The sequence below is a fragment of the Burkholderia sp. AU30280 genome (genome assembly GCF_020420125.1).
In the GTDB taxonomy this organism is placed as follows: domain Bacteria; phylum Pseudomonadota; class Gammaproteobacteria; order Burkholderiales; family Burkholderiaceae; genus Burkholderia.
The window spans coordinates 100,638-125,574 of the sequence record NZ_JAIZRY010000020.1 but is presented as its reverse complement, the minus strand read 5'-3'; the positions used below and the strand labels follow the sequence as shown (position 1 = coordinate 125,574).

The window sequence follows — 24,937 nt, the reverse complement described above, 5'->3', positions numbered from 1 at the left end:
TTTTTAAAGAGCATTCTGCGAGGAACTTCGTGTTTCCCGGCAGCGCTGCGTTTTCAGCAGCAGAGAAGCGAGATTATGAACCGTGTTTCGCAGCTCGTCAACAACTTTTTAACATCAGCGTTGCGACCGCGGGGCTCAACTTCCAGGCCAGTTGTACGCGCCAGACTGCCGCACACCACCAACCCTGCTTCCCTCTCCCGCGCCGTGTTTCTGTTAGCGCGAAAGAGGCGTGATTCTAAGCACCCGCCCTCAACCACGCAAGCCCCTTTGTGAAAATATTTTGAAAAAGCCCCCGTGCGCTGCCGCGCACGGGGGCTCGGGGCTCGACGGGCCGCCAATCGCAACACGGCACCCCCTATTGATGTGAAGTATGTCTCTCGCTGCCTATATAGGAGGGCGCGGAACGGGCAAGGAATCGGGTGCGGTCGAGTATCATGCCGCGACCGAACCACGCACTCCTCTCCTATCCACGATGAACAGCACCACTCAACCCGGCGACGCCGACCTTCGCGACGAATATGCAGCGCTGCGCGAGCGCGCCATCATCCTGGAAGAACAGGTTCCGCCGCTTCTGCAACGCATCTCGGATGTATTGCCGCGGATCAGCGGCGAATCCGAACTGGCGGACGAACACCGCGAGCGACTCGTCGGCGCGCGCAACGCGGCGATGGTCTCGATCGAAAACTATCAGCAGGCAATTCCTTTCCTGCAGACGGCCGATTCGATCATCGAGCAACTGGACAAGACGCCCGAGCGCGACGAAGACATCGAGTGGCGTGAATCGCTGCTGCAACGACTCGACGAGCTGATCGACGTCGCAGTCGTGATGATCGACGATGCTGAAGGCTACTTCGAACAGGCGCAAGCCTGCGACCTGTCCAGCGTACCGAAAACCATCCTCGAGGATTAAGGAGCGCCGCTCGGGATCGCGTCGCGCACCCGCGTCATGTCGTGTGCGCCAACCATCCTGATGCTTGCCACGCCTTGGTCGTCATACAGGCCACACCCCTCCCGCAAAAGCTCACCCTTTCTCTGCGCCTCTCGCCCAGGACGCGCGACGCTACTACGGTGCATCGAGAACGATCGCCTCGCTCACGGTCGGCACGCGGATATATCCGCCCTCCGTATCGCCATACGCGTGCGCATTCCCGTCGATGACGAATTGCGCCGTCACCGCGCAAAGGGTCGCGTCTCGCGCATCGACGGACTTCAGCGCCGACACGTCGATCCCCAGTCGCTCCAGCAATTGCCTGCGCTGGTTGCGTTTCTGCTTCGCCGACGCAACATGCTTGCCCAGCATCGCGCAGGTGATCGCATAAGGATAGGTTTCAAAGCTGGCGCGTCCGCCCGCATAGTGCGCGCCAGTCAGCAGCGGATACGCATCTGCGAGCGCGCGGTAGACACGCTCTCCCATGAACATCCAGTCGAAGAACCCTGACGTGCTCGCGACCGCCTGCTCCCGCGACGGCGTCGGAAAGCACGAGATCCGTTCGCGTGCGAGCACCTGTTCGGCCGCCCGGCGCCCGCTGCCCGTCCACCACAGGCTCGGTGCGTCGACACCGACGACCACGACGTCATGGGCGAGACACAGCGCAGGCACCGCCTCGGGTGCGATCCGTTCCTCGCGGCAGACGACAGTGGGGCCGCGCAGGATCACGAGATCGCATTGCTTCTTTTCGCCGCCCACGTCGACACCCGCCACGGTCGGCAATCGACGCGCGGCGGATTCGATGGATCGAGCCGATCGCATGCGAGCGCCTCAGTCCACCGGCCGTGCATCGTAGGCGGCGTCGAAGATCGCCTCGAGACCGGGATGCACGCCGCGCATCGGATCAACGACCGACTTCGCCCAGTCGAAGTACGCCTGCTTGCGCTCGAGCGGCCAGTCCGCGGGCGGATGCCGCGAGATGTCGCGCAGGTTGCAGATCTTGTCGGCCAGCTTCACGAGCTTCGCGCGCCGGCTGATGGTCGCCGCATGCTCGACCTGCAGGCGCTTGCGCTCCTCCTTCGGCAGCGACTTGTCGTCGGTGACTTCCATCACGATGTCCGCCACGTCCTTGCCGAACAGCCGCAGCAATTCCTGCTCGGTCGTCTCGGTATCCTCGACCGTGTCGTGCAGCACGGCCGCGACGATCACGCGCTCGTCCTCGACGCCGGCCTCGTTGGCCAGCACGTCGGCAAGCGCGATCGGATGATTGATGTACGGCGACGCTGCTTCGTCCTTGCGCCGCTGATTGCGATGCTTGTCCGCCGCGAACGCGATGGCGGCTACCAGCTTTTTCATATTCACCCCTCGTGTGGCCAGACCCGCGACCGGCAGAACCGGCCGCGTGCATTTCGGAACCGCCCATACTACCTGTACGCGATGACCCTGCCCGTGCGCCGGCATCCCCGCACGCCCCGCATCACGCGCCCACCGGCGTGCGCTGCAATTCGACCACGTTGACCCGTGCGCCGAATACGTCCCTCACGAGCGGCAGCAGGTGCTCGTGGTGCGTCAGGAACAGCACCTGGGTTCGCGTCGACAGATCGCGCAGCGCATCGAGGCCGGCCTTCGCGCGCGCATCGTCGAAGTTGATGAACAGGTCGTCGGCCACGAACGGCAGCGCGGTCCGGCTGCCGAGCTGCAGCTCCAGCGCCGCGATCCGCAGCGCGAGGAACAACTGGTCACGCGTTCCTTCGCTCAACCCGGCGACCTCGACCGATGCGCCCTTCGTCCGCCGTGCATACAGTGCAGGCGGCGTCCGTTCGGTATCGACGGTCAACCGCGCGAATTCGCCCAGCGTGAGCCCGGCGAAGATCTCGCCCGCGCGCCTGAGCATCGGCCCCTGCTTCTGGTCGCGATAGCGATCCGTCGCCCACTTCAGCAACCGGCTCGCCGTGGCCGCCTCCAGATACTGTTCGGCTGCATCGCCCATCGCCGCCAGCGCTTCCTGCCGTTTCGACTCGGCAACGGCCGCGTTCGCCTGGCCGTCGATCGCGCTGAACGCCTGGTCGGCCACGACCTGCTGCTGTGAAAGCGCGTTCAGCCGCTTGCCGATATCGCCGAGCGACTGCTTCACGGCTTCGAGCTGCGCCGGTACGTCGGCGATGTCCTGCTCCGCGACTTCCGCTTCGACGGCTGACCGGGACAGGCCATCACCATCGCGCACCAGTGCCTCGTGCGCGGCATCGACCGCCTGCCGAAGCTGGCGCTGGCGATCCGAGCGTTCCGCCAGCGGCAGCGCCGCGTCGATCGACGCTACGCCGGCCAGTTGCAGCAGCGGCTGGATGCGCGCGTCGGCGCCGGCCACCGCGGCAGCCGCATCCGCGACCTTGCCGTCGGCCTGCCGCACGGCCTCGTCGGCACGACCGATCGCACGCGCGATTTCCCTGGCGGCGGCGAGGCGCATCGTCAACCGGCGTGCGACGTCCGGCCAGTCGCCGCTCGTCAGCCATTCCGGCGCAAGCGCTTCGGCAAGCCGCCTTGCGCCAGCCTCGAGCGCGGCCAGCTCCGCGCGGATCGCGGCAATCCGGTTGCGCGGCGCGTCGGCATCGGCCAGTTCGGCCATCACCGCGTTGGCGAGCCCGAGCGCACCTTCCGCCGCAGCCAGCGTCGCCGCACTCGCGGACAGCTTTGCGTCGGCCAGCGCGCCTTGCCATTGCGCGTGCCACGCATCGTAGGCCGTCTGCGCGTGGCCGACGCGCGACTGCGCCGTCGCGCATCCACGTTCGGCTTCCCGCGCGCGATCTTCGAGGCTGTCCTGTTGCGCGAGCGCTTTCTCGGCCGACTGTACGAAGGTCTCGGCAATCGCGACGAGCGCCGCCAGGCCGTCCGACTCGCCGCCTCGCGACACGGTGTGCAGCGCCGCGCGCAACGCGGCTTCGGCACCGGCCCGTGCGGCGCGAATCGTGTCGAATTCGCGCCGCAGCCGGTCGAGGTCGGCCTGCGCGGCGAACACCATGTCGCGCTTCGCCAGCCAGTCGCCCATCGTCGCCAGCGGCATGCCGGGCACCGCGGCCGCCGTCGCGAGCGCGGCCCATGCGTCGCGATGCGCGGTGAGCTCACGCTCGCGCTCGTCCAATGCGGCCTGCCTGCGCGTCACGCCGGCACGTGCGGATTCGACCTGCTGACGCAGCGACTGCAACGTCGCCGCCGCCTGCGTCGTGCCGAGCTGTGCATCGACGAGTTCGTCGGCAAGGCGAATCGCGTCGTCGACCGCAGGTGCACCCGATGCGAGATCGACCGCGCCGCTGCGGATATCGCCCCACGCGCCGTCACGCCGCGCACGCGCCGCCAGCACGTCGGCGGTCGTGACGACCTTGTGGTTCTCCGCGAAGTGTTTCTCCTGCAGTTCGAGCCGCTCGAGCTCTTCGAGCGCGCCGTCCCGCGCGTCGCGTGCAGCAGCGACCGCGCTCGCACGTTCGCCGTCTTCCTTCAGCAGCGTGCCGAGCCGCGCCGCCGACGGCACGTCGAGCGCACGCAGCGTATCGACCGGCATGCGCCACTGGCCGAGCGCATCGAGTGCGCCGGACAGCGTGCGGTCAGCAGCGGCAATCTCATGTTCGAGTGCCTGCTCGCGCTGGCCGCTATTGCGAAAGCCCTGCGCATCGGCCAGCGCCGCACGCAGCGCCTCCGGCACATCGACGGTCGACAGGCGCGCCTGCTGTTCCTTTACCTGTGCAAGCTCGCGCGTGCGTTCGTCGAGCGATTCGCGCGCGCCGGCAAGCGCCTGGTGCAGCGCACCGTGTTCGCGCAACAGGTTTGCGACGGTCTTTAGCGACAACGCCGTCGGCAGCGACGCACGCAGCGACGCTTCGTCCGTCGGCCAGCCGAGCTGGGCGGCCGCAGCGAACGCGGCGGACAGGTGCCGCTCGACATCCGCGCCGAGCAGCAGCAGATCCTGCGCGTGATTCATGCACGCGCCGCGCAACCGATCGAGCGCTTCGATGTCGGTTTCGAGCGCCAGCGTGTCGGCGTCGGCGTCGATCGCATCGCGCGCCTGCCGTTTTGCCAGCAGATCAGCACGCCGTTCCTCGAGCACCTTCTGTTCGGCCGCGAGATCGCCCTGCGCCTTCAGCAGATCCGCATACGCGGTGGGTGGCAACTCGACGACCGCGCCCAGTTCCGCCAGCGCGGCGTCCTTGACCGTCAGTTCCTTCAGGTAGGGCGCGAGCCGTCGCACGCGTTCGAGCTTCGAACGCAGCGCTTCGAGCCGACGCTGTTCCGCGCGCGCCTGCTCGATCTGCTGTTCGACCGCTTCACGCGCGTCCTTGCGTTCGACCCAGTCGCGCGTGCGCACCTGAACCGTCTTCAGTTCGGTCACGGCTTCGTTGAACGACGCTTCCGCGAGTGCAAACGCGCTGCCGCTGCGGCGCGGCGCCCAGAGCTCGACCGCACGCGCATCGAGCTCCTCGCGTACCGGCCCGAGACTGCCGACACCGGCAGCCGATTCGAACAGCACCTGGCCGAGCTTGTCGGATGCGTCGAGAATGCTCCGGCCGCCGTCGACCAGACGCCCGTGATCGAGCCCGAACATCTGTTCGAAAAATTCGCGCGTCGCGCCGTCGAGCACGGCGGCCAGATAGTCGTCGGGCAACTTGTCGTCAGCGGGCGTGCGCAGCGGACTGCGCCCGCGCGCACGGTGGAATGCGAGTTCGCCCGTGCCGCTCTCCAGCACGCCGCCGATCCGCAGTTCGGGCGTACTGTGCAGGAAATCCAGCGGCGTCTGCAGCTTCATCCCGAACAGCAGTTCCGACACGGCCGTGCGGATCGTCGACTTGCCGGCCTCGTTCGGCCCCACGATCACATGGAAATCCTCGCCGGCCGACGGGAACCGCAGGGTCTCGTCGGTGAACTTGCCGTACTTGATCAGATCGAGCCGATTGATCCGCATCGCTTACTCCCCCCTCGCCAGCCGCGCAAGCAACGCAGGCCCGACCTGCTCGACGAGTGCGGTAAGCTCGCCCGCACGTGCCATCGTCAACAGCGGCACCTCTTCCTTCACGTCGCTGCGCACCTTGCCGACGAACGGCTTCAGGTCGCGTTCAAGCAGTTCGAGGAAATCCGGATCGCGCGCGGCGTCGGCCAGTATCTGCTTCAGGTCCTCCAGCGCTTCAAGCTGCTCGCTTTCGCCCGGCGGGTGAGCGGCCGCGGACGTCTCGAGACGGACCTTCTCGAGCCACAGCCGCTCGTTGCCGATGATGCCGATCTGGTTCAGCACCTCCGCGCGCAACTGCGGCGCGCGGCCGAAAAAGAGGCCATGCGCACGTGTGCGTCCCGTGACGGTCACGCGCACCGCGCGCGGCACATGGCCGTCGACGGTCAGCAGCGCTTCCAGCGACTGGCCGATCTTTCTCGACAGGTCGGCAACGGTATGGCAATCGGACGCGTCGACCGACACGGCTTCCCAGCGCAGCACGTCGAGATACAGGCGCTCGACCTGCGTGCGGCCTTGCTCGACCGTCACGAGCACCGCGCCGCGGCGGCCCGTCTCGCGGATATGACGCCCCTGCAGGTTGCCGGGAAACACCACCGTGGACGGCCCCGACCATTGCTGGAATTCGTGCACGTGGCCAAGCGCCCAGTAGTCGTAGCCTTTCGCGTGCAGTTCGGCCAGCGTGCACGGCGCATAGTTCGCGTGCGCCGCATAGCCTTCGAGCGCCGTGTGCAGCACGCCGATGTTGTAGTAGCCGGGCACCGGGTCCGGATAGCCGATCGCGAGATTGTCGACGACAGCCTTGTCCTTGAAGCTCTGTCCGTGCAGCGCAACGTCGAATTCCGGCAGCGTGTGGGTTTCCGCCTTGCGGTGGCTGAACACCGTGACGTTGTCGGGCAGCGTCAGCTTCTTCGTCATCTCGCTTTCGGCGTCGTGGTTGCCGCCGAGGACGAACGCGCGGATACCGGCCTTGCGCAGGCGCCCCATCTGCTGGCCAAAGAAGATGCCCGTGTTGTGATCCTTCCAGTCGCCGTCGTACAGGTCGCCGGCGATCACGAGGAACGCAACTTCCTCTTCGATCGCGCGATCCACGAGATGCCGCAGCGCCTCGCGCGACGCGTTGCGCAACTGCGCGGCCGGCGCGTCCGGGTATGCGCTCAGGCCGTGCAACGGGCTGTCAAGGTGTATGTCTGCCGCGTGGATGAACTTCACGAAGATTCCTCTGTTTCATGACGATGGGGCCTGCGATCGCCGTGCGATGCCGCCAGCCGGGCCATCAGTCGCAATCCTGGTAGCCGCCGAATTCGCCGCAATGGATACGGCGAAACATATACGCCGTCGGTGAGCCGTCCTTGTCGAGTGCGGCGAAGAACCGCGCCCACTCGGCGCCCTCGTCGAGTCCGGTCGATTCACGAATCGACGCAACCGCCTGCGGGCCGAGCGCGGTCGGTTCGCCGGCGCCCGCACGACCGATGAACGTTGCGCCATCGCCGCAATGCGTCCACCACCGCGCCTGCTGCCAGCCCTGAAAGCCCGGCGTGCGGCAGGCGATTTCACCGACGACCGCATCGGGCACTTCGTCCCATTCGCCGCGGCCCATGCCACGCGTGTCGGTAAAGACGGCATCGAGCCGCGCGTGCGCCGAGCCGTCGGCGATGTACCACGGGCAAATGCATTGCTCATACTCGCCCGCTGCATACACGGGGCCGGCGTACACACAACCGCGCGCATCGCCGCAACACGCGCAGCGCGCGTCCGAGCAGATCACGCTGCCCGTTGCCGGCGGGTCGGGATGGTACCTGAAAGCGGGTAACGACATGAGGCGCTCCGTCGATCCGGATGGTGGGGACGCACGCGATGCGAATTCGAACGGCCATTGTGCCGCAACCCGGCCGCGTTACTGCGGAACCTCAGCCTCGACGAATGTGCCGTTCACGAAACGATAGACGCGATGCGTTGCACCGCCGTGCGCGAGATATTCCCACCGGATGTCGATGCCGCCCGGGCCGTCGCGCCACGCGATCGCCAGGTAGGGCGATTGCGCTCCATCATCGGTTTCGAGCGAAATGGAATCGACGCAGCTTTGAACCGGCAGCGAGAAACGCGGCACCGCATGGGCGCCGCGCAGTTCCAGCACGTACAGCGCCCCTTCTTCGCCCGCGCCGCAATATCCGGTCGGGCGGCTGTTCGACGAGCGGTTGACGACGACCAGCAGATAGTCTTTACCGTCGATCCGCTTCGTATGGTCCGACGGGAACGCGACACTCGATGCATCGCGCAATGCGTGGCGGAGCGCGGTCGGCACGATGAGTGCCGATTTCTCGTGGCGGCCTGCATCGACCTCGACCAACACCGGGCGCACCCACTCGATTTCGTGACCGTTGGCGAGCCGCACCGAATCGGGTGCCGGCGTTTCGGCGATGGCAACGGTGGCATTCGAGACCAGCAACGCCAGTGCCGCGAGCTTCAACGCAATCGATTTCGTCGGGATGATCCGTGTCCACATGAATCGCGCAGGATGGTCGTGAAATTCACCGTATGCGCCGGCATGCCATACGTGCGGTGCCATTTCAGGATCGCCCGGCGTACGTCGTTCGTCACGACACACGCGGCCGACCCGCGACGCGCCGTCACTCTCCGCGCGACACCGGCGGCGGTGCATAGCCGTTGTCATTGCCGGGGAACGGATTCGCGTTGCGGCGCAGCGCTTCCTCGTCGTTCTCCTTCTGCGCGAACACCGCGACGCCGATCACGCCGACGTTCGCGGCATCGCCATACTTCGAATTCGCGACATAGCTGTCAGGCACCGCCGCGAAGCGGAACGCGGCGACTTCGTCGCGGCTCTTGCGGAAGCCCTCGATCGTCAGCGTGCGCCCCGGATACAGCACGTAACCGCCGTTCGTATAGCTGCCCGGCCGCCCGGACAGCACGTCGAGCCCGTCGACACTCGACACGACCTCGAACGTACGACGCCCCTGGTTATGCAGCACGATCATGTAACGCGAACCTCCGACGCCCGCCATGTGCCAGCGGCCGCCGCTGCGCGCCAGACGCAGCGGCGCGCCCTTTTCGTCCGTAAACGACAGCGCGATGTCGCCGTTGGCAAGCGCGACGCGGGTCGGCAACCGGCGAACCTGGGACGCGGGCGGGTGTCCGGGCAACGCATCGTTGTAGTAGACCGACGCGAGATCCGTCGGCTTCGCCGGATCCGCGCGTTCGAATTCGACCTGGCGAGTTTCGGACCGCACCGACTCACCCCATGCCGTGCCCAGCCCGCGGCGTTCACTGGCATCCGGTGCAGCGGCGGACGCGCTGGAACTCGCGGACGGCGGGGGCGGCGCCGCGCAGGCAGCCAGCCAGAGCGCGCAGGCGAGCGCGAGAAGACGGAACAGGACGGTCATGACGTGAGGCCTCGGAATGTTATCGGGCTGGCCGGAACGGCGTATTGGTGTTGTCTGTCGTCACGATATCGATCGGACATGCTGGCCCGTATCGGCCGGCGCCGCGATTGCGGCGGCCCGGCAACCGGGAGCCCCGCTATTTAAGCATGGCGGGCGGGCAATGGGCAGGGGGCGCGTACGCCGCCCGTTGCCGGTCCGTGCCGGCGGGCATCCGCCAAGGCGCCGATGCGTGTCGCGTCGCCGGATAGGTAGCGAACGCCGACGCATTCCCGTATCGAGGACGGGATGAACGGCGCGCCGCGCGCGCCAATAAAAAAGCCCGGCCCGCATCGAAGCGGGCCGGGCCGTGTCGGAAAGCGTGACGCTTACAGCGCGCCGCCTTGTGCCGATGCCGCTCCCTTCACGCCGACCGATGCACCACCCTGCACCGAGTTCGTTGCGCCTTCGAGCGCCTCGCCGGCCTTCGCCTTCGCGCCGCCTGCGACGTCGCCTGCCGTCGACACCGCGCCTTGCGCGTGGCTCTTTGCCGTGCCTGCGACGTGCTTCACGTGCGATTTCGTCGAGTGGGCGGCCGATGCGGCGGCATCCTTCGCGGTGCCCGCTGCCGAACCGACCGCATGCGTCGCACCGCCAACCGCGTTGCCGGCTGCCGAGCCCACGCCGCCGACCGTCTTGCCGACGCCGTTCAGCGCGCCGCCAACGGCGTTGCCCGCGCCCGAACCCGAGCCTGCCGCATTCGCGCCGGCGCCAGCCTGCACGCCCACGCCGCCACCGAGCAGCGGCGTCTGAACCTGTGCGCCGACACCTGCGGAACCCTGGGCACCGGTCTGGGCCGTCTGTGCGAACGCAGCCGAAGTCGCCATCGCCGTCAGTGCTGCACCCACCAGAATCGTACGAATCTTGTTCATGGTCATTCTCCCCAAAGACGTTGTTGCTGCGGGCCGCCTTCGTGCGGCCTGGCGCATGCCTTGCCGCGACGTGCGGCAGGTGGCGCTAATGTAGCGGCGCGGACGAGCAAAGCGATTGAATTGCGGGGACTGTTACTTCCGTTGCAAATGCTGACGATTGACTCACACTGTTTGACAATCGAGGGCTTGCGGCGGGATTGGACGAGGAAAATCTTGAGGCGTGCCGCGCGGAGCATGCCGCGACGGCGACACGGCCGATCGCCACGGATCGGGAAACCAGGCAGGCGAAACGGCTAGCAGGGAAACCGGCCGCTTCTATAAGCATTCCAAAGAACGTGTGTCGGCCAGCCGTCGGCGCGGCCCGACAACCGGCTCCGCGCGATCAGCTCGATATCGTCGGATACGCATGCCGCCACACCGGCGTTCCCCGATGCGCCGAACGCGAGCTTGAACGCCTTTTCCCTCAGCGCGCTCACGGCGGCCCGGTCGATCGCTGCACCCGGATCACCGTCGATTTCGTCGAACGACGCCATCCACTGCGCATCGAACGGCTCGGCATCGCGACGGTCCAGCGCGCGGTCGCAATCCAGGTCGCCGAGGAAATCGAAAAAGCCCGGCACGGACAGGATGGCGTCCATTTCAAGCAGATGCGCGTTCGTCATTGCGACTCCTTCATGATGCGCGGCCCCGGCCGCCCATTGGTGAATATGGGCAGATCGAGGCCGCGCGCGTACCGCCCGATCACGGCCGGAATGTATCGCCGAGCACGACACCTTCACGCCGCGGGTCGGTGCCGCCCTGCAACGCGGGCGACTGGCCGACCGTTACGCGCATCACCGTATTGACGCCGCTCGCCTGCGCGGACGTCGACACCTTGTGCCCGAGCGCGAGCAACCCCGTGATCAGCGGATCGTTCGCCCCGTTGTTCGCCGTGTTGACGTTCGGGTGCTCGCCGCCAATCGTGGTCGTCGGGCTGTTGCTCGCGCCGAAATCGACGAGCCCCGCGGACTGCTGCGCGTCGAGGCCCCAGTCGAGCGCGCCGACCAGCGTCTTGACCACGTATTGCGGAATCGTGCCGCCTCCCGGCGAACCGGTCGCCATCACGAAATCGCCGCGCGATCCGTCCGCGGCCTGCCCGAACACGATCGTCGGCGCCATCGAGCTGCGCGGCCGCTTGCCCGGCTGCAGGCGGTTGGCCACCGGATTGCCCGCGCTATCGACCGGGTTCGCGGAAAAATCGGTCAACTGGTTGTTCAGCAGGAAGCCGTTGGTCATGTGGAACGAGCCCATGCTCGACTCGACCGTCGTCGTCGCGCTCAGCACGTTGCCGTCGCCATCGACGATCGTGAACTGGTTCGTGCCGTGCTCGATCAGTGTCGTGTCGACACCAAGCGGCACCGCGCCGAGATTGCCGGGCTGTGCGGTGCCCATGCTCTTGGTCGGGTCGATCAGCGCCGCACGCGATTTCAGGTACGGCTTGTTCAGCAGCGTATTCCACGTACCGCCCGGCAGCGGCACGAAATCCGTATCGGCCACGTACTTGTCGCGATCGGCATACGCAAGCCGTTCAGCCTCGGTGACGAGGTGCACGCCGGCGACGGTCGGCTTGCCCCCTTCGAGATCGATCGCCGTCGGCTTCAGCGACTTCAGGTCGTAATTCTCGAGAATGCCGAGCGCCGACGCGACCGCGATGCCGCCTGACGACGGCGGCGGCATCCCGCATACCCAATAGCTGCGATAGGTCGTGCACACGGGCTCGCGGCGCTTCGCCTGGTACGCGGCCAAGTCGGCTAAGGTCGTCTTGCCTGGCGTGAGCGTCGAGCCGTCCGCGCCCTTCGTCGTGGCGATCTTCGCAACGATGTCCTGCGCGATCTGCCCCGTGTACAGCGCGTTCGCACCCGACTGCGCCATCAGCGTCAGCGTGCGCGCATACGCCGGATTCTTCAACACGGTGCCGAGCGTCTTCGGCGAACCGTCGCCGTTCAGGAAATACGCGGCGGCCTCGGGGTCTCGCTTCAGGTTCGCGGCGTTCGCCGCGATCGCGTCGGCGAGCCGGCCGCCGATCGGGAAGCCGTTGGTCGCGAGCGTGATCGCATCGCCGAACAGGGTCTGCCACGGCAGCCGGCCGTGATCCTGCTGCAGCGCCTCGATCAGCCTCGGCACGCCGATCGTGCCGATCGAACGGCCGCTCGCCCGCGCGTTCGGCAGGGGCGCGGACTGGTCGGTTGCGTCGTCGACGTAGCGCAGATAGTTCTCCGTCGCGGCCGCAGGCGCGGTTTCCCGGCCGTCGTACGCCTGCAGCGTCTTGCCGCGCGCATCGTAGTAAAGCAGCACGCCGCCAGAGCCGAGGCCCGTCGCTTCGGGCACGGTCAGGCCGAGCACGGCCTGCACCGCGACCGCCGCGTCGGCGGCCGTGCCGCCTTTTTTCAGCACCGCGCAACCGGCCGCGCTCGCGTACGCATTCGACGTGGCCACCAGATAGGTCTTCGCATACACCGGCTTCATTCCGGTGCGATAGCCCGACGACGCTTCCGGCAGTGACGGGTCGCCCGGCTGGTTCGAGCCCACCACGACCGTCGCGCCGCTGTTGTCGACCGCGAGGCAGCTCGCATCGGTGGAAGGTGTCGGCGTGCGGCCTGCTTCGTTCTCGACGTCGCCGCCGCATGCCGTCAACAGGGCGGCCGCGAACAACGCGGACGCATACGGGAAAATCGTTGTTCTGTTCATAGTCTGCCGATGTTCTTTTACGTCGTTGCGATAGACATCACGCTGCCTGCGACCCCCTCGGTGCGCCGACAACGCGTTCGATAGTCCCATGAACAAAAATTTTTCCGCAACAAGGGAATGGCGTCATTCGCCCGGGGGTTGCGTACGCAACGTCACCGACCTCGCCGGCGGGTTCGCGTGTAGCACTGCATCGCAGTGCGATGCGCTTGCGCGGCCGATGTCGTTGCGTCGTTACCTTACTGCCCGACGGCGCTTGCCGGCTACCCGGCCGTCGCGCGCAAAACCGTGCTCCATCGCCTCGATTGCTTCGGAGAAGAACTCGAGGAACATCGTCATCGCGACGGTCGCGCTCATGTCCGCCCGCTGGTAGATGCAGCTGAACGAGCGTGCCCCCGCATCGGCAAGCGGCGTCCACGCGAGCCGGCCGGCGGCCACGTCGTCCGCGACGTTCTCGGCAATCAGGAAGCCGACGCCCGCGCCTTCGGCCGCGAGGCGCCGCACCATCGGCACCGAACCCGTCTCGACCAGCGGCCGCACGTTGCGCGGCTGTCGCGCATCGATCTGGTCGAACATCGCGCGCAGTTCCGTGTCGGGTGTCATCAGGATCAGCGGATGCGCGAAGCAGTCGCGCATCCGCACCTTGCCGGCGGACGCCGCGAGCGGATGGCCCGGTGCCGTGACGACGCCCAGCGGCTGAGCGAACGCGCGCACCTCGACGACGCCCGCCGACGTGCGCCGGCGCAGCGCATAGCCGATGTCGGCCTCGCCCGTCTCGACCCAGCGCACGATGCTCTCGCCGTTTCCCGAGCGCACGCTGTACGTGACGCCCGGGTAGCGCTGCATCGCGGCGAGGATAGCGTCGGGCACGAGCTTTTCCGCGGTGGATGCGGGCACCGCCAGATTCACATGCCCGCGTCGCAGCGCGCGCAGGTCCTCGACCTGCGTGAGCGCATTGTCGAAATCGCGCTGGCCGCGTCGCACGGCCGCGATCACGATCTCGCCGGCCAGCGTCAGCTGCATGCCGCGCGGCAGCCGGTCGAACAGCGGTACGCCGACCTGCTCCTCGAGATTGCGGATCTGCTGGTGCACCGCCGCAGCGGTCAGGTGCAGCGCGTCGGCCGCCTTGCGGATCGAGCCGCGTCTCGCGACTTCGTCGAAACAGCGGAATGCCTGCGATATCGAACGCATGAAGGATCCGTTAGATTTTTCCGAACAGGGCGTCAAGAATAATCCGATTTTACTGACCGTCCGGATCGTCTAGATTCCGCTGCATCCCCGTGTCCGATTCGAATGGAGACCGCAGTGACAACCGTCGACCAGATTACCCAGCGCCGCCGTGGTGTCGGCCTCATTGCCCACGATCCCGCCCTGTCCGCGGGCGGCTATACGCTCATCGCGCCACAGACGGCCGACGGCAACGTCTATCTCGTCGGCATCGACGGCGAAGTCGCCCATCAGTGGAAGATGCCCGTGCGCCCGGGCCGCCATGCGGTCATCCTCGCGAACGGCAACCTCGGCTACAACGGCAACCATCCGCACTCCGAATCACGTTATGCGCCGTGGTCGATGTGGCACGGCGGCGACTTCTACGAGGTCACGCCGCAAGGCGAAACCGTGTGGCGCTACGAGGATCCCGCGCACCACCACGATGCACAGTGGCTGCCGAACGGCAACCTGCTCTACGCCGCGTGCGAGCCGGTCGACGCCGCGTTCGCGCGGCGCGTGCCGGGCGGCACGCCGCACGGCGACGACGAGGTGATGTATGCGGACGTGATCCGCGAGGTCAACCGGGCCGGGCAGATCGTCTGGGAATGGCATGCGCGCGAACATCTGCGGCCCGAGGATTTCCCGATCGCGGCCGGCTTCGGGCGCTATCACTGGCCGCTCGTCAACGGCCTTGCGGTCGATGCGAACGGCCGCGTGCTGATGAGCCTGCGCACGACGTCGGGCATCATCGGCGTGAATCGCGAAACCGGCCGCGTCGACCTGCGGATCGGGCCCGGCGTCGTGTCGCATCAGCATGCGCCGGTACCACTCGCGAACGGCAACATCCTCGCGTTCGACAACGGCAATTTCCGCCACGGCGCGCACGTCGTGTTCTCGCGCGTCGTCGAGATCGATCCCGCGACGCAGCGTGTCGTGTGGTCGTATGCGGACGACGTCGTGAACCTGTTCTACACGCCGTTCATGGGCAACGCGCAGCGCTTGCCGAACGGCAACACGCACGTCACCGAATCGTCGACGGGCCGGCTGTTCGAAGTGACGCCCGCCGGCGAGGTCGTCTGGGAATACGTGATTCCGTGGTTCGCCGAATACCCGGACGAAGCCGCGCGCAAGACCGGCCCCGGGCAGCTCAACAGCGTATTCCAGACGTTCCGCTACAGCGCCGCGCAACTGCCTTGGCTGCGGGGCTGACCTTCCGTTCACCGCCGGTTTCCGGCGCTCGTCGCCGTTCGCTTCGAAGGGGCCTGCCGTGTCGCACGATCCGATCTCAACACCCGTCGACCCGCGGCTGCCCGCATGGCAGCTCGTGCTGTTCGGGCTGCAGCACGTGTTGTCGATGGCCGCGTCCCCGATCACGGCCGTGTTCCTGATCGCCAAAGTGCTCGCGCTGCCGGCGGAGCTGACGGTCCAGCTGATCGGCGCGACGTTCTTCGCGTGCGGGATCGGCACGCTGCTCCAATCGCTCGGCGCCGGCCCGATCGGCGCACGCATGCCGTTCGTGATGGTGCCCGGCGGCGCACCGACGATGCTGTTCGCCGGCATCGCCGCGCAATCGGGCCTGCCCACGGCAGCCGGCGCGGCGCTGCTCGCCAGCGCGTTCTACTGGGTGCTGCTGCCCGTCTTCACGCGCTGCCTGCGATTCTTTCCGCGCATCGTCGTCGGCGCGATGCTGCTGCTCGTGTCGGTCAACCTGATCCGGATCTACGCGACGATCGTCGTCGGCCAGCCGGGTTCGGCCGATTTCGCTCAGCCGCGCGCGCTCGGTCTCGCGCTGGCGACGATCGTCACCACCGTCGTCGTGGCCGGTGCGTTCCGCGGCACGCTCGGGCGGCTCGCGGTGCTGATCGGCCTGACGGCCGGTGCGACGCTCGGATGGGCGATCGATGCGATGCCCGCGCTCGTCGACGTATGGCGCGGCCCGCTGTTTACCCATCCGGTATGGCTGCCGTTCGGGATGCCGCGCTTCGACGTGCTGGCCGCGCTGCCGCTGCTGATCTTCACCGCGATCTCGATGGCCGAGGCCACCGCGCAGACGGTCGCCGTCGGCGAAACGTGCGGCAAGACGATCTCGCTGTCGCGCGACGTGCCGAAGACGATACGCGGCGATGCGCTGGCGTCGCTGGCCGGCGCGCTGTTCGGCACGCCGCTGATCGTGACCAGCGCCGAGAATATCGGTGTCGTGCAGACGACCGGCGTACGCTCGCGCTACGTGACGGCTGCCGCCGGCGCGATCCTGATCGTCATCGCGCTGTTCGCGCCGCTCGCGCGGCTCGCGTATGCGATTCCGGCCGCCGTGGTCGGCGGCACCGCGCTGGTCGTGTTCGCGATGATCGGCGTCATGGGCATCCGGCTGCTCGCCGGCGTCGACCTGCACGCGCGCGCCAGCCAGTACACGCTCGCGGCCGCGCTCGTCGTCGGCCTTGCACCGATCCTGGTGCCGAACCTGTATCGCCATTTCGGCGCGCCGGTGCAGATCGTGCTCGGCAACGGCATGGCGGCCGGCACGCTCGCGGCCATCGCGACGCAACTGGCGTTCGCTGCATTTGCACGGGTACGCGGACCAGTGAGCACGGGAGCGGTACCTGCGCCTTCGCGCGACGCATGACGGCGACGGCCGGCAGCGCGACACGCGTCCCGCGCACTGACGCGGCGCTTGCAGCGGGCCGGGCGGCCGGAAGGACATCGGGACGATTGCCGGCGTCATCGCGTCCGGCTATAAATCGTGCATGGACACGAATCGCTGGATTCACGACCCCGTTGGCGCCTTCCGCACGTGGCAGGAAACCGCCGCGACCGGCGCCGATCGCCGACCGTTCGCGCCGCGATCGGTCGTGCAGCACGTCGCGATGTTCGAACGGTTCCTGCGTTATCTGATCGCACGGCGCGTGTCGCTGGCCACGTTCGGGCCCGACCACGTCGCAGCCTTCCTGGCGGAACTCGAACGCACCTGCGCGCCCGGCACGTCGACCCGCGTGCGCTACGCGAAGCTGATCGACCGGCTGGGCCGGCATCTGGTCGAAGCCGGCTTGCGCACGATCCATCCGGCCGGCCGGACGACGCGCGATCTCGCATGGCCGGACGGCGAGCCCGAGCCGTGCTATCTGCCGCCCGATGCCGACGCGGCGCTGCAGCGCCATGTGCAGCCTCGAGCGGGCGACACGCCGGCCGACTGCAGGAATCACGCGATCGTCGCGCTGCTGCTTGCCAGCGGCATCACGTCGGCTGAGATCCGCGCGACGAGCTATGACGCGCCCGATCTCGACGCGCGGCCGCCCGCACTATCCTTGCCGCGCGATCGGGCACGGCCGGCGCGCCGAATCGCGCTCGCCGAATTTGCGCTGGCGCCGCTCGCCGCATGGCACGTGCGCTCGGCAGACGCACCGGCGTCGGCATTGCTGTTCCCCGCGCCGCGCGGCGGTGGCGCGATGAACGACATGTTCCTGCTGCTCGTGGTGCGCGACGCGTTGACCGCGATCGGTTTCCGCGCGGCGGACATGAGCCCGCGCGTGCTGCGCAATACGTATGCGCGCCGCCAGTTGCTTGCAGGCCACGCACTTGCCGACGTCAGTTCGATGCTCGGTCTCGTCAGCACGCGAACAGTCACGCGCATCCGGCAGACGCTGCCGCCCGATGCCGCCGCGGACCGTGCCGCACGCGAGCGCTGATTGCGCTCGTGCTCGGCGCGTGCCGTCGGGCTCCCTATTCGCCTGCCGGCGGCTGGATCAGCCGCAGAATCCGGGTGTCGTACGGCGATTGCACGACTTCCGCGATACGGGCCTCGGAAGCGGCCGGATGCAGCGGATTCAGCAGGAAATTGTGCGCGTGCGGCACGACGACGCTTGGCACGCGCAGCAGCGCACTCGGCTGCGTGTGCAGCCACTCGGTACCGGCGCTGCGGGTCCAGTCGACGTTGGTTCGCCAGTCGTCCGGCGCATCGCCCTCCGCGATTTCGGCGATATCGACCGAATCGGCCACCTCGATGCGAAGCAACTGGTATCCGCTCGGTAATTGCGCGACCGTGGCGATTTCAAAATGAACGAGCGTCTCGAGCAGCGCGAGCGCCGGATGCTCGGCGAGATACACGACGGGCTGCCCGGCAAAATGCCAGCGCCCGCCGGCACGCAATCCGCCGATGCCTTTCAGGTCGGCGAAATTGCTGATCCGCCACAGCGTCGTCAAGCGAAGTACCCCTCGTCGATCTGCGTGAGGACTTCCTCGACGAGCCGCGCGCCATGCTCGGTGCTCGCCATGTCGAGCGACGTGCGGCCGCCGAAACGCTGGAGCCCGTTGCGCAGCCATGCCATCGCCTTGTCCTGGTCGCCGAACGTGGCCGTCGCCTGCGCGACGATGCGCGCGAGACGAATCGCCTTGTCGGATTCCTCCTGCGACAGGCGTTCGTGCGCCTGGCGACGATGGCTCAGCGTGCGACGCGGAATGATGAAGGCCAGTTCGTCCGATTTCAGCCCGCGCTCGGACAGACGGTCGATCACCGAGACGTCGACGCGTGCGCTCGCCAGTTCGGCAAGATCGGCCCCCGATCGGACACGGATCGCCAGCAGCTGTTCGAGAATCGTGAATTCGGCCTGGCGCGGATGCGCGACGCCCGAAGGATGGAAAGCGATGGTGCTCATGATTCTCTCCCGGCAATTTGCCCAACCATTATAGGCGTTTTGCCAGAAACTTGCGGAAGGCGGATGATGAGCGCGCCTGAGCCGCTCGCCAGGGTGCCTGCGAAGGCGGGAGCGACATGACTCACCTGCCGGGAGACAGGCTTCCGTGACCGCGAATCGAAGATTCGCCCGGGAGACGTGATGCAGTCATTCAGTATATAAAGTCCCGATAAACATCGTACGGTTGTCACGTAACAACTTTTTAACTGGCTTCATTTGCTCCCATTTCGCCGCTTCATCCTTCCGGACAAGGTCGAGCACACACCGGCACGGAGAATATCGGGCACGTTATGAAGTATGGAAGCCATTGGAACGCTCGTATCGGTAGAAAATCCGGCGGTGTAATGAATCGCGCCCCCATATACGGCTACCTTTTCGCCTGCGACGCGGCGGATGCCACTACACCAACCCGCCCCGCTGGACTCGACGACGCCGCCAGCCGTACCCGTGTCGCCGCGACGCGCGCACCACAAGTCGGCCTGGGCTTCGCACAGTTGCCGACTTGACGTGAGGGATGCCCTTCGACACCCCGGCGATCCGACGCGCGCTGTTGTCCAACGACGTCGACCGAACCCCGTTCGCCGCTGACCGTCGGAAAGCGCGCAAACATCAGCGTCTGCTTGCCGATTGCCGAGATGGTTTCCGCCCTCGTTTATCGGCCGATCTTGTCCGCTACGGCCAACGTGCCGTACACGCCAACACCCTTCGCATGCATGCGCTGCTCCGGGATCACTGCGCGATCAGCCAGATATCCCACAACCGCGCGAGGTCGCCCGGGCCGGCCGTATGAATATTGGCGTTGTCGCCCGCAGTCGCGCCATTCGCGTGGGTAAGCGGTCGATCGTGCGATTTGCCATACATGATCGCACTCCTGAATATGCTACGAGCCACGCTACACGCACGATCTCCGCTCAGCACCCGGACGTGCACCGTCCCGCGAGCAATTAGCCGGCCCACGCAGACGACCGGATCACGCTGCAGAAATTTCCCGCGTGGAAATGCGGATCCTTGTCTGCGAGCACGTCGGCCTTCACATTGCCGAACGTCGTGTCGGGCTTGTGCTTGATCCCGTCGTAGAACGCCTGAATGATGTCTTCCTTGAAGTGCGGCGTACGCGGATGCGCACGGACGACAGCCTCACGCTCGACATCGCTGTATTCCGGATACGTCAGGCCCAGCACGTCCATCTCGACGCCGGCGGTAACGAGTGCGATCACCGGATGCATGTGCTGCGGGATGCCCGGCGTGGTATGCAGCGCGATCGAGGCCCACACGACGTCGATCTCCTGCTGCGAGATGCCCTTGCCCTTCAGGAAATCGCGGGCGGCGTTGGCGCCCGTCCACCTCGAAACGCTCGCACGCGCTGCTATGTTTGTGCGTGAGCCCGAGGTCGTGGAACATGCAGCCGCAGTAGAGCAGTTCGGGATCGTATTTCAGCCCGCGCCGCTGGCCCGCGAGCGCCGCGAAATAGAACACTCGACTGGAATGATGGAACAGCAACGGCGACGCGGTGGCTGAAATGGCGAAGCATGCGGGCATGAGCCCGCGCCACTTCGCACGGCTGTTCCGCGCGGAAGTCGGCATGACGCCCGCCGCATGGGTCGAGGCGACCCGCATTTCGGCCGCCCGCCACCTGCTCGAGAACGGCCACGACACGCCGAAACAGGTCGCAGCGAAATGCGGCTTCGCGAATGTCGATACGCTCAGGCGGTCGTTCACCCGGCACGTCGGGATCACGCCTGCCGAATACCGGAAACGGCAGGCGGTCCTGGTCGAGTGACGCGGCGGTGTGTCTGCGATACGGCATGAACGATATCAACGGCCTCGTTCAAATATTTCGGAATGCAATTTAACTGATCGTCGTGTGGCCGCGGCCGATCGACGACATCGCCCCACTCGCGGCTCCCTCCGCAGTCCCTATCACGCGCCGGACAGCCTCGCCATCATCAGACAAAACGCCAGCCACCCCGGATCGTTTACCCAGTTGCAATAATGATTCGCTGGAACGCGTATTTCCGACCGGTAACGTGATCGCTACGATGCAATCAACCGCTGAACGCAACAAGCGAAGCGCGAAATCAATGAAACCGGAGGTCATCATGAAGTCGTTCATCTACGCTGTCGTCGCCGCAACTACCCTGTCCGCCTCGTACGGCGCATTGGCACAATCGAACCCGTCGGGCCAGTTGACGCGTGCCCAGGTGCGTGCGGAACTCGTCCAGCTGGAACAGGCCGGCTACAAGCCGGAGGTCTCCGATCAGTATTACCCGCGCGCGCTGCAGACCGCACAGGCCCGTGTGACGAACGCCGATGAAACCGGCTACGGCGCGCAAGCCTCCGCCGGCGTACGCGCCGGCCGCGCGATCGCAGTCAAGCAGGACGGCCGCGACTCCGTGTATTTCGGCCAGTAAGCCGGACACGCGCCCGCGTATTCCGATACGCGCGCAGCAAACGAAACACCCCGCTCCCGTTCATCGGGGCGGGGTGTTTGCGTTCCGGTCGTCCGCTTCCGGAACGGATTGCGCGCCCCGATCGATGCGATCTTGCGGATCGCGTGCGACGCGGCTCCGTTCACGCCGGCAGCCGGTGTTTGCGCATAGAATGGCCGCGTGGTCGGTGCCGGCCGAAACGAACGCGAGCAGAACCACGACGCCCGGCCTGTCCGATCGTCGCCGCGCCCGCAGGCCGGCCCCGATGCCGCACTCATCGCATTTTTCGAAAAGGAGCGGTTTCATGTCTCAAACATCCGGTTCCATGATCACGTTTCGACGCCCGGACGGCCAGGAACTGCAGGGCTATCTCGCCACGCCGGCAAAGACCGAAGGCGCGCCCGCGGTCGTCGTCATCCAGGAGTGGTGGGGGCTGAACGATCAGATCCGCGGCGTCGCGGATCGCCTTGCGCGCTGCGGCTACTTCGCGCTCGTGCCCGACCTGTATCGCGGCAAATCGACGGTCGAGGAAGAGGAAGCGCACCATCTGATGACCGGGCTCGATTTCGGCGACGCGGCTTCACAGGACATTCCGGGCGCCGTGACGCATCTGAAGACGCTTGCCTCGCGTGTCGCGGTGACGGGTTACTGCATGGGCGGCGCACTCACGCTGCTGTCGCTGCAATTCGCCGATGCGGACGCGGGCGTCACGTGGTACGGCTTCCCGCCGCTCGACTACCTCGATCCGGCGAAGCTCAAGGTGCCGCTGATGGGCCACTGGAGCACGCAGGACGCGTTCTTCGCGATCAACCAGGTCGATGCGCTCGAAAAGAAGCTGACCGATGCGAAGGTCGATATCGAATTCCATCGCTATCTCGCGCATCACGCGTTCGCGAATGAAACAGCCGTCGGCCCCGGCCGCATCGCCGGCACGCAGTACGATCCGGTGTGGTCGCAAATGGCGTGGGATCGCACGCTGACGTTCTTCGGCCGCACGCTTTGGGAAAAGCAGGGGTAACGTAACGCCGCGTCCAACGCGAGCGGCTACGCAGGTTGCGTAAAAAGAAACGCCACGGATTTTCATCCGTGGCGTTTTCGTTTTCGCGTACGGCAGCCTCCGCGAACAGGGGTCGTGGCTTGCCCCTGCCCTTGGCCTTGCTTACCCGTCAGCCTTCGAGCGAGTTCTCGAACGGCAATGGCCGCGACCGCGATCGACCTGTTCGCAGCGCGGGATACGCTCGCGCAGGCGAAGGCGGAACTGCCCGAGCGGCGCGGCGGCCGGCCGTATGCGTGCCCGATTCCGGACGATGTCGCGCTGCCGTTCCGCCGTTGACCGGTGGCACCGTCAAGCGAGCGCGGCTGGTGCAGCCACGCTGACGTCGACGCGCTTCGGCAGGACGCCGGCCTGGTAGAACACGTCGGCGATACGCTGCTGATACGCGAGCGTGTCACGCGTGACGGGCTCGACACCGAAGCGCGCGCGGCGAAACGCGAGCGCAACCGCCGGCTCCGGAATCCCCCACAGCTTCGAGAACTCGGCCGCGCCCTGCGCGCGGTTCGCATCGAGCCATCGCTGGACCGCCGTCAATTCCGACACGGCCGCATCCAGCACGTCGGCATTGCGTTGTGCATACGTGCGCGACGCAAAGTAGTAGCCGCGATTCTCGACGAGACCGGTGCCGTCCGCGACGATGCGCGCGCCGAACGCCTGCTGTACCACCGCGAGAAACGGATCCCAGATGATCCACGCATCGACCGATCGATTCTCGAACGCGGCGCGCGCATCGGACGGCGACAGCCAGACCGGCGAGATGTCGGCATGGTTGAGCTTCGCGGCCTGCAGCAACCGAACCAGCAGGAAGTGCGTGTTCGATCCCTTCACCAGCGCGATGCGCTTGCCACGCAGGTCCGCAAAGGTCCTGACCGGCGAATCCTTCGCGACCACCAACGCCTCGGCTGAAGGGCCGGCCGGCGTCTGCGCGTAATAGACGAGCGGCGCGCCGGCCGCGAGCGCGAAGATCGGCGGCGCCTCACCGACATCGCCGAAGTCGATCGATCCCGCGTTCAGTGCCTCGAGCTGCGGCGGCCCTGACGGAAACTCGGTCCACGTGACGGTCACGCCGAGTGTCGCGAGCTTGCTTTGCAGCGTACCGCGCGCCTTCAACAGGCTGAGCGGCCCTTTCTGATAGCCGATGCGCAACGTACGCGCGCCGGCCGTGCTCGTCAGCGCGAAGCCCGGATGCGCGGCGGCGCCCGCCGCGATCGCCAGGCCGGCATGCAGGAACCTGCGGCGGGTTGTGGAGTGTTGGTCTGCCATGTCGTATCGGGTTCGATGAAGAGGATGCAGCTTGGCGCACGCATGCGATGAAGCCGGTCGGACCGATTCTAGGGCGTCGGCACCACGCACCGAACCAACGATGTTCGATATCGAAAGCAAGCGCTTTCATAAGGGCACGCCGGTTACCCGGGCGTCATTGCCCGGGCCGGGCGCGAGGATGGCCGATATCTCCGCCAAATAGAGGACTGCGTATTACTTGTTTGATTGACGCACCGCCTCGTGCTCACACGCCGACGGTACAACCTCAGGACTTGCAGGAAGCGTGCAGCGCAGCCTCGTCGGTGGCCAGCATTTCGGGCACGCATTCGCGCAGGAAATCGACGAATGTGCGGATCTTCGCATCGAGATACTGGCGCGATGCGTACAGTGTGTAGACCGTCAGCTTCTGCAACCGGTAGTCGGGCAGCACACGCACCAGTGCGCCGCTCGCCAGCGCGGGCAGCGCCGACGACATCGGCAGCGAACCGATGCCGAGGCCGGCGCGCAATGCGGCGCCGAGCGCGTCGGCGATGTTCACCTGGAAATCCGGCGACGGCAGGTCGAACGTCTCGGGACCGTCAGGGCCGTGGAGATGCCAGCGATCGCGCGGAAATACCGGCGTGACGATCTGCAGGCACGCATGGCCGTCGAGCTCGCGCACCGTGCGCGGCGTACCGCGCTCCTTCAGATACGCGGGCGACGCGCACAGCACGCTGTGCACCTCGCCGAGCCGCTGCGATACGAGCCCTGAATCGGGCAACTCCGTCGCGCTCAACTGCAGCGACACGTCGTAGCCTTCGTCGATGATGTCGGGCACGTGCTGCGACAGCGTCAGCTCGACCGCGACCGATGGATAGCGCTGCCGGTATCGCACGACCGCGGGCACCACGTAGGCCTGGCCGAAGCTCGTCGTCGCATGGACATGCAGCCGTCCGGACGGCTTTGCCTGTGCGTCGGCCGCCTCGGATTCCGCTTCTTCGATATAACCGAGGATACGCTGGCAGCGGTCGAGATAGCGCTGCCCGGCGTCGGTCAGCGCGATGCGGCGCGTGCTGCGGTTGAGCAGGCGCGTGCGCAGATGCGTTTCGAGCTGCGCGACCGATCGCGATGCGTAGGCCGTCGTGATGTCCAGGCGCTGGGCCGCGCTCGTGAAGCTGCCCTCCTCCGCAACCCGGACGAAAATGCGCATCATCTGTAACGTGTCCATCGACCTGTCCCCGGGATTGAGATCACGTCGCGCCACCGTGCGGCCATGGTGCCGACAGCTCCGGCGCAGGCCGGTCTGGCGCGAATTGTGCGGAACAGTACAGCAGCGGTGCAGACGTGTCCAGTTCGCCGTACGC

26 protein-coding genes and 2 pseudogenes are annotated in these 24,937 nt (G+C 66.7%); 9 read left to right on the top strand and 19 right to left on the bottom strand.

Going from position 1 to position 24,937, the window contains the following annotated elements; all coding sequences use genetic code 11:
* On the top strand, window positions 1–233 hold a 233-nt coding region (locus LGN17_RS33805; protein ID WP_226201178.1), incomplete at its 5' end, for a hypothetical protein.
* A gap of 239 nt (window positions 234–472) precedes the next feature.
* Window positions 473–910, top strand: coding sequence for an ATPase (locus tag LGN17_RS33800; RefSeq protein ID WP_226201185.1), 438 nt, complete (start codon window positions 473–475; stop codon window positions 908–910).
* 153 nt (window positions 911–1,063) lie between these two features.
* Here LGN17_RS33800 and LGN17_RS33795 read toward each other — a convergent pair whose 3' ends face one another.
* From LGN17_RS33795 to LGN17_RS33745, 11 genes are all read right to left on the bottom strand, one after another.
* Window positions 1,064–1,750 carry a DUF429 domain-containing protein gene (locus LGN17_RS33795; RefSeq protein ID WP_226201177.1) on the bottom strand — a complete coding sequence of 229 codons (687 nt, stop codon included), beginning with the start codon at window positions 1,748–1,750 and terminating at the stop codon, window positions 1,064–1,066.
* 9 nt (window positions 1,751–1,759) lie between these two features.
* A complete protein-coding gene (locus tag LGN17_RS33790) occupies window positions 1,760–2,284 on the bottom strand; it encodes an HD domain-containing protein (RefSeq protein WP_175957295.1) in 525 nt (174 codons plus the stop codon).
* A gap of 121 nt (window positions 2,285–2,405) precedes the next feature.
* The gene (locus LGN17_RS33785) at window positions 2,406–5,876 is read right to left on the bottom strand and encodes an ATP-binding protein (RefSeq protein WP_226201176.1); all 3,471 of its coding nucleotides are present in this window, start codon (window positions 5,874–5,876) and stop codon (window positions 2,406–2,408) included.
* Window positions 5,877–5,879: 3 nt separating this feature from the next.
* On the bottom strand, window positions 5,880–7,130 hold the full coding sequence (locus tag LGN17_RS33780; protein ID WP_226201175.1) for a metallophosphoesterase family protein: 1,251 nt from the start codon (window positions 7,128–7,130) through the stop codon (window positions 5,880–5,882).
* A gap of 64 nt (window positions 7,131–7,194) precedes the next feature.
* Window positions 7,195–7,737, bottom strand: a complete 543-nt coding sequence (locus LGN17_RS33775) for a CbrC family protein (RefSeq protein ID WP_226201174.1) — start codon at window positions 7,735–7,737, stop codon at window positions 7,195–7,197.
* 78 nt (window positions 7,738–7,815) lie between these two features.
* Window positions 7,816–8,424, bottom strand: a complete 609-nt coding sequence (locus LGN17_RS33770) for a hypothetical protein (protein ID WP_226201173.1) — start codon at window positions 8,422–8,424, stop codon at window positions 7,816–7,818.
* A 124-nt stretch (window positions 8,425–8,548) separates the two neighbouring features.
* Window positions 8,549–9,319 (bottom strand): hypothetical protein, encoded by a 771-nt coding sequence (locus LGN17_RS33765; RefSeq protein ID WP_226201172.1) that lies wholly within the window; start codon window positions 9,317–9,319, stop codon window positions 8,549–8,551.
* Between the two features lie 365 nt (window positions 9,320–9,684).
* A complete protein-coding gene (locus LGN17_RS33760; protein ID WP_226201171.1) occupies window positions 9,685–10,227 on the bottom strand; it encodes a hypothetical protein in 543 nt (180 codons plus the stop codon).
* A 293-nt stretch (window positions 10,228–10,520) separates the two neighbouring features.
* Window positions 10,521–10,865, bottom strand: a complete 345-nt coding sequence (locus tag LGN17_RS33755) for a hypothetical protein (RefSeq protein WP_226201170.1) — start codon at window positions 10,863–10,865, stop codon at window positions 10,521–10,523.
* 103 nt (window positions 10,866–10,968) lie between these two features.
* The gene (locus LGN17_RS33750; protein WP_226201169.1) at window positions 10,969–12,954 is read right to left on the bottom strand and encodes a gamma-glutamyltransferase family protein; all 1,986 of its coding nucleotides are present in this window, start codon (window positions 12,952–12,954) and stop codon (window positions 10,969–10,971) included.
* A gap of 231 nt (window positions 12,955–13,185) precedes the next feature.
* Window positions 13,186–14,142, bottom strand: a complete 957-nt coding sequence (locus LGN17_RS33745) for a LysR family transcriptional regulator (RefSeq protein ID WP_226201168.1) — start codon at window positions 14,140–14,142, stop codon at window positions 13,186–13,188.
* 102 nt (window positions 14,143–14,244) lie between these two features.
* On the opposite strand from LGN17_RS33745, the gene LGN17_RS33740 reads away from it, so the two are divergent.
* From LGN17_RS33740 to LGN17_RS33730, 3 genes are all read left to right on the top strand, one after another.
* Window positions 14,245–15,369: an aryl-sulfate sulfotransferase gene (locus LGN17_RS33740; protein ID WP_226201167.1), complete on the top strand. Its 1,125-nt coding sequence runs from the start codon at window positions 14,245–14,247 to the stop codon at window positions 15,367–15,369.
* Between the two features lie 58 nt (window positions 15,370–15,427).
* A complete protein-coding gene (locus LGN17_RS33735) occupies window positions 15,428–16,783 on the top strand; it encodes a uracil-xanthine permease family protein (protein ID WP_226201166.1) in 1,356 nt (451 codons plus the stop codon).
* Between the two features lie 121 nt (window positions 16,784–16,904).
* Window positions 16,905–17,843, top strand: a complete 939-nt coding sequence (locus LGN17_RS33730) for a tyrosine-type recombinase/integrase (protein WP_226201165.1) — start codon at window positions 16,905–16,907, stop codon at window positions 17,841–17,843.
* A gap of 34 nt (window positions 17,844–17,877) precedes the next feature.
* On the opposite strand, the gene LGN17_RS33725 is transcribed toward LGN17_RS33730, so the two are convergent.
* The 4 genes and pseudogenes from LGN17_RS33725 to LGN17_RS33715 all read right to left on the bottom strand — a co-directional run bounded on the left by LGN17_RS33725 (window position 17,878) and on the right by LGN17_RS33715 (window position 20,387).
* Window positions 17,878–18,357 carry an RES family NAD+ phosphorylase gene (locus LGN17_RS33725; RefSeq protein WP_226201164.1) on the bottom strand — a complete coding sequence of 160 codons (480 nt, stop codon included), beginning with the start codon at window positions 18,355–18,357 and terminating at the stop codon, window positions 17,878–17,880.
* On the bottom strand, window positions 18,354–18,809 hold the full coding sequence (locus tag LGN17_RS33720; protein WP_041492387.1) for an antitoxin Xre/MbcA/ParS toxin-binding domain-containing protein: 456 nt from the start codon (window positions 18,807–18,809) through the stop codon (window positions 18,354–18,356). The genes LGN17_RS33725 and LGN17_RS33720 overlap by 4 nt, the downstream gene beginning before the upstream one ends.
* A gap of 768 nt (window positions 18,810–19,577) precedes the next feature.
* Window positions 19,578–19,709 (bottom strand): hypothetical protein, encoded by a 132-nt coding sequence (locus tag LGN17_RS36615; protein ID WP_264166151.1) that lies wholly within the window; start codon window positions 19,707–19,709, stop codon window positions 19,578–19,580.
* A gap of 83 nt (window positions 19,710–19,792) precedes the next feature.
* Window positions 19,793–20,387 (bottom strand): annotated as a pseudogene (locus tag LGN17_RS33715) (HD domain-containing protein).
* On the opposite strand from LGN17_RS33715, the pseudogene LGN17_RS33710 reads away from it, so the two are divergent.
* Window positions 20,356–20,628: pseudogene (locus tag LGN17_RS33710) on the top strand (helix-turn-helix domain-containing protein); the annotation flags it as partial. The pseudogenes LGN17_RS33715 and LGN17_RS33710 overlap by 32 nt on opposite strands.
* Before the next feature lie 69 nt (window positions 20,629–20,697).
* Here LGN17_RS33710 and LGN17_RS33705 read toward each other — a convergent pair.
* The gene (locus tag LGN17_RS33705; RefSeq protein ID WP_226201163.1) at window positions 20,698–20,961 is read right to left on the bottom strand and encodes a hypothetical protein; all 264 of its coding nucleotides are present in this window, start codon (window positions 20,959–20,961) and stop codon (window positions 20,698–20,700) included.
* On the opposite strand from LGN17_RS33705, the gene LGN17_RS33700 reads away from it, so the two are divergent.
* Entirely contained in the window at window positions 20,948–21,259 is a 312-nt protein-coding gene (locus LGN17_RS33700) for a DUF4148 domain-containing protein (protein WP_226201162.1), read from the top strand. The two genes, LGN17_RS33705 and LGN17_RS33700, sit on opposite strands and share 14 nt — an antisense overlap.
* Window positions 21,260–21,319: 60 nt before the next feature.
* On the opposite strand, the gene LGN17_RS33695 is transcribed toward LGN17_RS33700, so the two are convergent.
* Window positions 21,320–21,583 (bottom strand): hypothetical protein, encoded by a 264-nt coding sequence (locus LGN17_RS33695; RefSeq protein ID WP_226201161.1) that lies wholly within the window; start codon window positions 21,581–21,583, stop codon window positions 21,320–21,322.
* On the opposite strand from LGN17_RS33695, the gene LGN17_RS33690 reads away from it, so the two are divergent.
* Together LGN17_RS33690 and LGN17_RS33685 are read left to right on the top strand one after the other, a co-directional pair.
* Entirely contained in the window at window positions 21,582–22,295 is a 714-nt protein-coding gene (locus LGN17_RS33690) for a dienelactone hydrolase family protein (protein ID WP_226201160.1), read from the top strand. The genes LGN17_RS33695 and LGN17_RS33690 overlap by 2 nt on opposite strands.
* A 177-nt stretch (window positions 22,296–22,472) precedes the next feature.
* Window positions 22,473–22,610, top strand: a complete 138-nt coding sequence (locus tag LGN17_RS33685; protein WP_226201159.1) for a hypothetical protein — start codon at window positions 22,473–22,475, stop codon at window positions 22,608–22,610.
* 12 nt (window positions 22,611–22,622) lie between these two features.
* Here LGN17_RS33685 and LGN17_RS33680 read toward each other — a convergent pair whose 3' ends face one another.
* Entirely contained in the window at window positions 22,623–23,594 is a 972-nt protein-coding gene (locus tag LGN17_RS33680) for an aliphatic sulfonate ABC transporter substrate-binding protein (RefSeq protein ID WP_226201158.1), read from the bottom strand.
* Between the two features lie 265 nt (window positions 23,595–23,859).
* On the bottom strand, window positions 23,860–24,801 hold the full coding sequence (locus LGN17_RS33675) for a LysR family transcriptional regulator (RefSeq protein WP_226201157.1): 942 nt from the start codon (window positions 24,799–24,801) through the stop codon (window positions 23,860–23,862).
* Window positions 24,802–24,937 lie beyond the last annotated feature (136 nt).

Coding starts and splice junctions, on each gene's coding strand:
- LGN17_RS33675 (WP_226201157.1), bottom strand. CDS start 24,801: ATGGACACGTTACAGATGATGCGCATTTTCGTCCGGGTTGCGGAGGAG.
- LGN17_RS33775 (WP_226201174.1), bottom strand. CDS start 7,737: ATGTCGTTACCCGCTTTCAGGTACCATCCCGACCCGCCGGCAACGGGC.
- LGN17_RS33765 (WP_226201172.1), bottom strand. CDS start 9,319: ATGACCGTCCTGTTCCGTCTTCTCGCGCTCGCCTGCGCGCTCTGGCTG.
- LGN17_RS33700 (WP_226201162.1), top strand. CDS start 20,948: ATGAAGTCGTTCATCTACGCTGTCGTCGCCGCAACTACCCTGTCCGCC.
- LGN17_RS33685 (WP_226201159.1), top strand. CDS start 22,473: ATGGCCGCGACCGCGATCGACCTGTTCGCAGCGCGGGATACGCTCGCG.
- LGN17_RS33770 (WP_226201173.1), bottom strand. CDS start 8,424: ATGTGGACACGGATCATCCCGACGAAATCGATTGCGTTGAAGCTCGCG.
- LGN17_RS33800 (WP_226201185.1), top strand. CDS start 473: ATGAACAGCACCACTCAACCCGGCGACGCCGACCTTCGCGACGAATAT.
- LGN17_RS33755 (WP_226201170.1), bottom strand. CDS start 10,865: ATGGACGCCATCCTGTCCGTGCCGGGCTTTTTCGATTTCCTCGGCGAC.
- LGN17_RS36615 (WP_264166151.1), bottom strand. CDS start 19,709: ATGTATGGCAAATCGCACGATCGACCGCTTACCCACGCGAATGGCGCG.
- LGN17_RS33730 (WP_226201165.1), top strand. CDS start 16,905: ATGGACACGAATCGCTGGATTCACGACCCCGTTGGCGCCTTCCGCACG.
- LGN17_RS33690 (WP_226201160.1), top strand. CDS start 21,582: ATGTCTCAAACATCCGGTTCCATGATCACGTTTCGACGCCCGGACGGC.
- LGN17_RS33745 (WP_226201168.1), bottom strand. CDS start 14,142: ATGCGTTCGATATCGCAGGCATTCCGCTGTTTCGACGAAGTCGCGAGA.
- LGN17_RS33750 (WP_226201169.1), bottom strand. CDS start 12,954: ATGAACAGAACAACGATTTTCCCGTATGCGTCCGCGTTGTTCGCGGCC.
- LGN17_RS33720 (WP_041492387.1), bottom strand. CDS start 18,809: ATGAGCACCATCGCTTTCCATCCTTCGGGCGTCGCGCATCCGCGCCAG.
- LGN17_RS33795 (WP_226201177.1), bottom strand. CDS start 1,750: ATGCGATCGGCTCGATCCATCGAATCCGCCGCGCGTCGATTGCCGACC.
- LGN17_RS33740 (WP_226201167.1), top strand. CDS start 14,245: ATGGAGACCGCAGTGACAACCGTCGACCAGATTACCCAGCGCCGCCGT.
- LGN17_RS33705 (WP_226201163.1), bottom strand. CDS start 20,961: ATGAACGACTTCATGATGACCTCCGGTTTCATTGATTTCGCGCTTCGC.
- LGN17_RS33760 (WP_226201171.1), bottom strand. CDS start 10,227: ATGAACAAGATTCGTACGATTCTGGTGGGTGCAGCACTGACGGCGATG.
- LGN17_RS33695 (WP_226201161.1), bottom strand. CDS start 21,583: ATGAAACCGCTCCTTTTCGAAAAATGCGATGAGTGCGGCATCGGGGCC.
- LGN17_RS33680 (WP_226201158.1), bottom strand. CDS start 23,594: ATGGCAGACCAACACTCCACAACCCGCCGCAGGTTCCTGCATGCCGGC.
- LGN17_RS33790 (WP_175957295.1), bottom strand. CDS start 2,284: ATGAAAAAGCTGGTAGCCGCCATCGCGTTCGCGGCGGACAAGCATCGC.
- LGN17_RS33785 (WP_226201176.1), bottom strand. CDS start 5,876: ATGCGGATCAATCGGCTCGATCTGATCAAGTACGGCAAGTTCACCGAC.